This is a genomic window from Stenotrophomonas sp. HMWF003, assembly GCF_003061285.1.
GTDB lineage: Bacteria > Pseudomonadota > Gammaproteobacteria > Xanthomonadales > Xanthomonadaceae > Stenotrophomonas > Stenotrophomonas maltophilia_AP.
The window spans coordinates 1-7,119 of sequence record NZ_QAIW01000176.1 but is presented as its reverse complement, the minus strand read 5'-3'; the positions used below and the strand labels follow the sequence as shown (position 1 = coordinate 7,119).

The window sequence follows — 7,119 nt, the reverse complement described above, 5'->3', positions numbered from 1 at the left end:
CTGCCAGGGGCCGGGGCGGCGCCGGCGGGCAGCAGCTGCAACTGGGCCACGCCGGTGGTCGGTGGCGGCGGCGCAGGCGCCGGTTCGCCCCGCAACATCCACCACAACGCCACCCCGAGGTTGAGGATGGCCAGCACGACGATCAGGGCACGGGTCAGCATGCGGCGATCCTACCGTGTGCCTGCCGGCTGATGCACGGCCCAGCGCGCCAGGCCGTCAAGCACCAGCGCAGGCTGGTAATGCGCATCCTCCAGCAGCGGCATCAGCGCGGGCGCGCCGCCGCCATGCACCAGCAGCGCCGGCACGTGTCCCAGCAGCCGGGTCGCCTGTGCGCGGCTGCGTTCAATCAGGGCCACCGCTGCACCGTCGCAACCGGAGGCAAGCGCGTCGGCCGTGTCATTGGCGAACTCGCTGTAGTCACCGCCCGTGGGCGGCAGCTGCACCGCGCGCGCATGCAGCGCTTCGCGCATGGTCGTGGGCGATGCAGCGATGCGGCCGCCGTGGTGCAGGCCATTGGCATCCAGCAGGTCGATGGTCAACGCGGTGCCCACCCCGGCCACCACCACCGCTTCACCGCGCTCGGCGGCGGCCAGCAGCGCCAGGAAGCGGTCCACGCCGAACTTCGCCGGGTCGGCATAGGCCACCTGCACACCCGCACAGCGGGCCTCGGTACGGGCCACCCGCACCTCGCGGAAACGGCCCTGCAGGATCGCCAGCATGCTGCGGGTCAGGGTCGGCGCGGCGACGCTGGCCACGTAGGCCACGCCGCCACTGGGCAATGCCTGCAACTGCTCGGCGGGCATGGTCTCGGCCCCGTGCGGCCAGGCCTGCACATCGCCGGCGCGCACACCCTGCAGCGGCGCGAATTTGAACCGGGAATTGCCGAGGTCGAACAACCAGTCGCTCATTGCGCCCTCACGCTGACTTCGCCCGCATGCACGTGCTGCTCCACGCCGTCGATGCGCACGCGCAGCGCGCCATCGTCGGCCAATCCCAGCGCGGTGCCTTCGCGCCATTGCCCGCCCTGCTCCACGCGCACGGTCTGGCCGCGCAGCAGATCCAGTTCGGCATAGCGCGGCAGGAACGGTGCCAGGCCCTCGGCATCGAACGTCTCCAGCGCGGGCAACAGCCGCGCCAGTACCGCCGCGACCACCGCATTGCGGTCCACCGGCGCACCGGCCAGCGTGTCCAGGTCGATCCAGGGCTGGGTGATCTGGTCGGCGAAGGCGGCCGGCATGTGCACGTTGATACCGATACCGATCACCGCCCGCGCCGGCCCGGCATATTCGCCGCCGCCCTCGGCGAGCAACCCCACCAGCTTGCGCCCATCGACCATCAGGTCGTTGGGCCACTTCAGCCTCGCCTGCACATAGCCCAGGTCGTGCAGCGCCTCGGCTACCGCGATGCCCGCCACCAGGCTCAGGCCGCTCAGGCGCACCAGCCCACCGGAGAACAGCCGCAGCACCGACAGGTACACATGCGCGGCCAACGGCGAGGCCCAGGTACGCCCGCGCCGACCCCGACCGCCGGTCTGGCGCTCGGCCAACAGGACGCGAACGCCCTGTTCAGGCGCGCTGCACCGCAGCAATTCGGCGTTGGTCGAGTCCACCGTCCACGCCACCTGCAGGTCGCGCACCAGGGCCTGGGCGGCGTCCGGCAGGCGGGTGCGGATGGCATCGGCGTCCAGCAGGTCCAGCGGTCGGGTCAGGCCGTAGCCTTCGCCCGCGCGCCCGTCCACCTCGACCCCGGCGGCTCTAAGTCCTTGAATCCGCTTCCAAATCGCGGCGCGGGTCACGCCCAGCTCGTGGGCCAGGGCGTCGCCGGACAGGCGCCCGGCGCCCAGTTTGGCCAGCAGTTGGCGGTCGTCCACAGCAGCTTCCATCAGGTGATCGGCAAAAGTATGCGGGAAAGCCCCGCCGCTTGCCTGCCGGGCGGGGTTCCAATCACGGCCCTGAATCGGGCTAGAATCGAAGACTGACCCGCCCTTCCGGATGTCGACGATGCGCCCGTTCGCCCATTGCCTGATCCTGCTGATGGCCCCCTTGGCCGCGCATGCTTCCGATGCGCTGACCAGCACGGGGCGGGGCGGCTGCGTGTATTCGCCGGCCGAAAGCGAGCGCACCGCACCGGCGGCGGCACCGGCCGCACGCGCACCGGCCGCGAAGCCGAGTGCGGCCAGCGGCACCAGCAGCGGGGGTGGCGGCGACGACGACGTATTGCCGCGCCTGCGCGCGCCGAAATGGCACAGCTTCCTGCCGGGCATGTTCCGCTGATCGAACGTATGTGGGGTTGGCTGCGGCGCACGCCGCGCGCGATTGATCCGGTTCTGTGGCAGCGCAGCTGTCAGCGTGGGCCGTGGCTGCAGGGACTGGACGCACAACGCCGTGATCGGCTGGCCGATCTTTCCGCGCGCTTCCTGCATGAGAAAACCATCAGCCCGGTCGGTGGCCTGGTCCTGGATGACAGCGATGCGGTCCTGCTGGCCGCGCTGTGCTGCCTGCCGCTGCTGGAACTGGGCGAGGTGGGCCTGCGCGGCTGGTCGCAGTTGATCGTGTATCCGGACGCGTTCCGCGTCCAGCGCAGCCACGTGGACGCGGCCGGCGTGCTGCACCAGTGGGACGACGAGCTGATTGGCGAATCGTGGGACAGCGGTCCGCTGATTCTGTCCTGGGCCGATATCCAGGCCGACATCGCCGACCCGCATGCCGGCTACTGCGTGGCCGTGCATGAGATGGCGCACAAGATCGATGCGCTCGACGGTGCGATCGACGGCACCCCGCCGCTCCCGCGCGACTGGCAGCGCGCATGGGCGAAGGATTTCCAGGCGGCGTATGACACGTTCTGCGCCCAGGTGGACCGTGGCCGGGACACGCTGATCGACCCGTATGCGGCCGAGGCGCCGGAAGAGTTCTTCGCGGTGGTCACCGAGTACCACTTCTCTGCGCCGGACCTGCTGGCGCAGGAGATGCCGGGCGTGGCTGCGCATCTGCGGCGGTTTTATGGGGCATCGCCGGGGTTGCCGGGTACCGACCAACGGGCGGTACCTACCGCCGCGCGGTGATTGTTTTGCGTACCGACCGACGGTCGGCACCTACCGTCGGGTTCATACCGACCTGGGAATTGGCGCGTTGGCCACGCCCGGCACCGCGCGGCGATCACGGCCCCGGCGGCAGCTTCACTTCGAACCGCGCACCACCCAGCTCGGGCGAACGCTTGACCTGCAGTTCGCCGCGGTAATCCTTGATCAGGTCCTGCACGATCGACAGGCCGATGCCATGGCCCTGCACGCGCTCATCGCCGCGCACGCCACGCTGCAGCACCTTGGCGATGTCTTCCGGCGCGATGCCGGGGCCATCGTCGTCCACCGACAACACCAGCCCGGCACGACGTGCGCCCGGCGCCGGCAACGGCTTGGCGGTGAGCAGCACGCGGCGCTTGGCCCACTTGAAGGCGTTCTCCAGCAGGTTGCCGAGCAGTTCCTGCAGGTCGCCCGGCTCACCGTGGAAGCGCGCGCCTTCGTCGATATCGAACTCGCACAGCACGCCCTTGCCGGCGTACACCTTCTCCAGCCCGCGCACGATTTCCTCGGCGTTGGACTCGATCGGCAGCGGCGCCGAGAACAGCTTGTGCCCCGACGATGCGGCGCGCGCCAGCTGGTAGGACACCAGGTTGTTCATGCGCCGCAGCTGCACATCGAACTCCTGCCGCAGGTCCTGGTCCTGCGCGCCGCTGTCGAGCTGCGTACGCAGCACCGCCAGGGGCGTTTTCAGGCTGTGCGCAAGGTCGGCCAGGGTGTTGCGCTGGCGCTCGAGATTCTCGCGCTCACTTTCAATGAAGGCGTTGATGCTGTCGGTCAGCGGTTCCAGCTCGCGCGGGTGGCGCTCGCTCATGCGCTCGCTCTCGCCGCGCTGCACCTTGGTCAACTCGGTGATCACGCGCCGCATCGGGCGCAGGCTCCACTGCAGGATCACGGTCTGCAGCATCAGCAGGATCAGGCCAGCGCCGCCCATCCAGAACCAGACCCGGCCGCGGAACACGCGCAGCTGCGCACCGAGCGCGCGCGAGTCTTCCATCACGTAGATGGTGTACGGGAATTCGGTGGCCGGGTCGGCGTCGGCGTCCCACACCAGGCCCAGCCCGTAGCGGTACACGGATGCCTGGCTGCCGTCGATGTCGATCATCGGCAGGGGTCCCTCGAAGACCTCCTGACGGGGTGCCAGAAGGCCCCGCACGGGGGGCAGCATGGGTCCTTCGGCAGAAAGCGAATTTGCCGTGGTGCCATTGCCCATGACCAACTGCATGTACAGGCCGCTACCGGGTCCTGCGAAGCGCGAATCCGGCGGCTGCTCCCGAATGTACACCGAGCGATCGCGCGTGAAGTCGATACCGTCCGCGTAGGCGCGAGCGTAGCTTTTCAGTCGATCCTGCATGTTGGCACGCGCCGTATCGGCGAACGCCGCATCCAGCGCATAGCCGGCGATGGCCAGGAACGCGACCAGGCCGACCGAGGCGGCCAGCAGCTGGCGCGCCTGCAATGAGCGCGGCCGCCAGCGTTTAAAGAACCACAGACGGCCTGACATCATCCCTTCGCCCGGCTAGCGGCTCAGCCCTCGTTGCGCGGAATGGCGAAGCGGTAGCCCCGGCCACGCACGGTTTCGATCGGCTTCAGTTCACCGTCGGCATCGAGCTTCTTGCGCAGGCGGCCGATGAACACTTCCAGCACGTTGGAGTCGCGGTCGAAATCCTGCTGGTAGATGTGTTCGGTGAGATCGGCCTTGGAGACCAGTTCACCGGCATGCATCATCAGGTATTCCAGCACCTTGTACTCATAGCTGGTGAGGTCCACGTTGCTGCCGCTGACGCTGACCGTCTGCGCAGCCAGATCCAGCGCAACCGGCCCGCATTCCAGCGTCGGCTTGCTCCAGCCAGCGGCACGGCGCAGCAGCGCGTTGACGCGGGCCAGCAGCTCCTCGACATGGAACGGCTTGACCAGGTAATCGTCGGCGCCCTGCTTGAGCCCTTCGACCTTGTCCTGCCAGCTCGAGCGTGCGGTAAGGATCAGCACGGGGAATTTCTTGCCCTCATCGCGCAGCGCCTTGATCAGTTCCATGCCCGACATCTTCGGCAGGCCCAGATCGATGATGCCAACGTCGAACGGCACTTCGCGGCCCATGTACAGACCTTCCTCACCATCCTGCGCAGCGTCGACGGCAAAACCTTCGCGCTTGAGCCGGGCGGCCAGGGTTTCCCGCAGCGGGGCTTCGTCTTCGACCAGAAGGATACGCATGAACTCTCCCTAGTGTCCTGGGTATGGCCGGGGGCCAGTGGAATACAGTTGATTACGGACAACTATCCCTGTTCAGGGGTTATCGCCGCGTAGTGAAGACATATCCGATCGCGGTGCGCGGGGCTGTGAACGCGCCGGCGCAGGGTCGTCCATGTAGCGGACGCGGCCCCGATCGTCCATGTATTTGACCCGGTTGATGTCGCGGCCGTCGTAGGGCACCCGTTCGGCGCCCAGGATGTGGCCACCGGTGGTGCGCTGGACGCGGCGGACCGCGTCGGACAGCGAACGTTCCGGCGCTGCCCCGCGTGCGGACCGGACCATGACTTCGCCGCGTGCCGGATCCGGGGTCGGTTCCTGCGCCGACACACTGCCGATGGAGGCAGCGGCGCCCGTCGCCAGCAGGGCGAGGACAGCAAGACGGCGTTGGCGGGTCACGGAGAGCATCGGTTTGATCCTAGCGGAGCGCAGCGAAACGTTCAAAAGTTGTGAATCGGAGCCGCCGACCTGGGCCGGTGCTTTACGAATCTTTAGCGAATTCTTGGTTTTACGCAGTGAATCCGGTCTGAACTTTTCAGGTCGCACCTCGGCGCCGTTCATCTAAGTGAACATTGGCGGCTAAAGTGGGTGCCTTGTCAAGCCGACAAGGTGACGCCCCTCACGCAGCGACGCGTTCGGCCTGGGCGCGGGTCACTGCCAGCGCCTGCTCGATCACCCCCCAATCCGCGCCTGCGCGGTGCGCGCCCTCACTCAGCACCTGCCGGAACGCGCGTCCGCCGGGCTGGCCGTGGAACAGGCCGAGCAGGTGGCGGGTGATGTGCTTCAGCGCCAGGCCACGGCCCAGTTGCGCCTCGATGTACGGGCGCATGGCGCGCAGCAGTGCCTCGCGCGGCTGCAGCGGCGCACCGGTCTGGGCGGCCTCCAGCTGATGCAGCACGTAGGGGTCGTGGTAGGCCGCACGGCCCAGCATCACCCCGTCCAGCGCCGGCAGCTGCGCCTGCGCCGCCTCCACCGTGGCCAGGCCGCCGTTGAGCACGACCTGCAGCGCCGGGCGGTCGGCCTTGAGCCGGTGGGCCCAGTCGTAGCGCAGCGGCGGCACTTCGCGGTTTTCCTTCGGCGACAGCCCCTTCAGCCACGCGTTGCGGGCGTGCACGATGAACATCGCACTGCCGGCGTTGGCAGACTGATCGACGAAGTTGCGGAAGGTTTCGTAGTCGTTGTCTTCATCCACGCCCAGTCGGCACTTCACCGTGACCGGGATGTCCACCGCCGCCACCATGGCCCCCACGCACTCGGCCACCAGCGCCGGCTCGCGCATCAGGCAGGCGCCGAAGCGCCCGGCCTGGACCCGGTCGGACGGGCAGCCGCAGTTGAGGTTGACCTCGTCATAGCCCCAGTCTTGGGCGATGCGCGCGGCCTCGGCCAGCAGCGCCGGGTCGCTGCCGCCCAGCTGCAGGGCCAGCGGATGCTCGCTGCCGTCGAAGCCGAGCAGGCGCTCACGGTCGCCGTGGATCACCGCGTTGGCGTGCACCATCTCGGTGTACAGCCGCGCACCCGGGGCCAGCAGCCGGTGGAACACCCGGCAATGGCGGTCCGTCCAGTCCATCATCGGGGCGACGGACAGGCGCAGGGAGGCGGCATAACGCGCGGCGGCGTCGGTAGCGGGCAGGGTCATCGGGCGGAGCGTCGGATACTGCTGGCATTGCCAGCGCAATCAATAGTTTACCTGCTTGGAATGAACGTTGCCCGAGGGCACCCCCTGGGCCGGAACCGAACCCCGCGCTCCCAGGCACCCGCGCGACCGGCGCCTCGGGGGAGAATGCACGCTCCTGCAC

Annotated in this window: 8 protein-coding genes and 1 pseudogene; 2 read left to right on the top strand and 7 right to left on the bottom strand. The window is 68.6% G+C overall.

All coding sequences use genetic code 11. The annotated features are described in order from the left end of the window. The 3 genes and pseudogenes from DBR34_RS22290 to birA all read right to left on the bottom strand — a co-directional run. A pseudogene (locus tag DBR34_RS22290) lies at window positions 1–161 on the bottom strand (SPOR domain-containing protein); the annotation flags it as partial. Window positions 162–170: 9 nt separating this feature from the next. Then, complete coding sequence (locus DBR34_RS07230) at window positions 171–908, bottom strand: type III pantothenate kinase (protein ID WP_128096285.1); 738 nt, start codon at window positions 906–908, stop codon at window positions 171–173. Further along, window positions 905–1,882 carry a bifunctional biotin--[acetyl-CoA-carboxylase] ligase/biotin operon repressor BirA gene (birA, locus tag DBR34_RS07225; RefSeq protein ID WP_181393926.1) on the bottom strand — a complete coding sequence of 326 codons (978 nt, stop codon included), beginning with the start codon at window positions 1,880–1,882 and terminating at the stop codon, window positions 905–907. Before birA ends, DBR34_RS07230 begins: the two co-directional genes overlap by 4 nt. A gap of 118 nt (window positions 1,883–2,000) precedes the next feature. Here birA and DBR34_RS07220 point away from each other — a divergent pair, with 118 nt between their 5' ends. Next, window positions 2,001–2,273, top strand: a complete 273-nt coding sequence (locus DBR34_RS07220) for a hypothetical protein (protein WP_128096284.1) — start codon at window positions 2,001–2,003, stop codon at window positions 2,271–2,273. Further along, a complete protein-coding gene (locus DBR34_RS07215) occupies window positions 2,240–3,061 on the top strand; it encodes a M90 family metallopeptidase (RefSeq protein ID WP_128096283.1) in 822 nt (273 codons plus the stop codon). The genes DBR34_RS07220 and DBR34_RS07215 overlap by 34 nt, the downstream gene beginning before the upstream one ends. A gap of 94 nt (window positions 3,062–3,155) precedes the next feature. On the opposite strand, the gene DBR34_RS07210 is transcribed toward DBR34_RS07215, so the two are convergent. The 4 genes from DBR34_RS07210 to dusA all read right to left on the bottom strand — a co-directional run bounded on the left by DBR34_RS07210 (window position 3,156) and on the right by dusA (window position 6,959). Continuing rightward, the gene (locus DBR34_RS07210) at window positions 3,156–4,580 is read right to left on the bottom strand and encodes an ATP-binding protein (protein WP_128096282.1); all 1,425 of its coding nucleotides are present in this window, start codon (window positions 4,578–4,580) and stop codon (window positions 3,156–3,158) included. A 23-nt stretch (window positions 4,581–4,603) separates the two neighbouring features. After that, on the bottom strand, window positions 4,604–5,287 hold the full coding sequence (locus tag DBR34_RS07205; RefSeq protein ID WP_038691087.1) for a response regulator transcription factor: 684 nt from the start codon (window positions 5,285–5,287) through the stop codon (window positions 4,604–4,606). 72 nt (window positions 5,288–5,359) lie between these two features. Next, on the bottom strand, window positions 5,360–5,731 hold the full coding sequence (locus DBR34_RS07200; protein WP_181393927.1) for a hypothetical protein: 372 nt from the start codon (window positions 5,729–5,731) through the stop codon (window positions 5,360–5,362). Between the two features lie 211 nt (window positions 5,732–5,942). Beyond that, window positions 5,943–6,959, bottom strand: coding sequence for a tRNA dihydrouridine(20/20a) synthase DusA (dusA, locus tag DBR34_RS07195; protein ID WP_128096281.1), 1,017 nt, complete (start codon window positions 6,957–6,959; stop codon window positions 5,943–5,945). Window positions 6,960–7,119: the final 160 nt, after the last annotated feature.

What these genes read in the sequence shown, in the direction of transcription:
- birA (WP_181393926.1), bottom strand. Translation starts at nt 1,882, where the DNA reads ATGGAAGCTGCTGTGGACGACCGCCAACTGCTGGCCAAACTGGGCGCC.
- DBR34_RS07220 (WP_128096284.1), top strand. Translation starts at nt 2,001, where the DNA reads ATGCGCCCGTTCGCCCATTGCCTGATCCTGCTGATGGCCCCCTTGGCC.
- DBR34_RS07230 (WP_128096285.1), bottom strand. Translation starts at nt 908, where the DNA reads ATGAGCGACTGGTTGTTCGACCTCGGCAATTCCCGGTTCAAATTCGCG.
- DBR34_RS07205 (WP_038691087.1), bottom strand. Translation starts at nt 5,287, where the DNA reads ATGCGTATCCTTCTGGTCGAAGACGAAGCCCCGCTGCGGGAAACCCTG.
- dusA (WP_128096281.1), bottom strand. Translation starts at nt 6,959, where the DNA reads ATGACCCTGCCCGCTACCGACGCCGCCGCGCGTTATGCCGCCTCCCTG.
- DBR34_RS07200 (WP_181393927.1), bottom strand. Translation starts at nt 5,731, where the DNA reads ATGCTCTCCGTGACCCGCCAACGCCGTCTTGCTGTCCTCGCCCTGCTG.
- DBR34_RS07210 (WP_128096282.1), bottom strand. Translation starts at nt 4,580, where the DNA reads ATGTCAGGCCGTCTGTGGTTCTTTAAACGCTGGCGGCCGCGCTCATTG.
- DBR34_RS07215 (WP_128096283.1), top strand. Translation starts at nt 2,240, where the DNA reads ATGGCACAGCTTCCTGCCGGGCATGTTCCGCTGATCGAACGTATGTGG.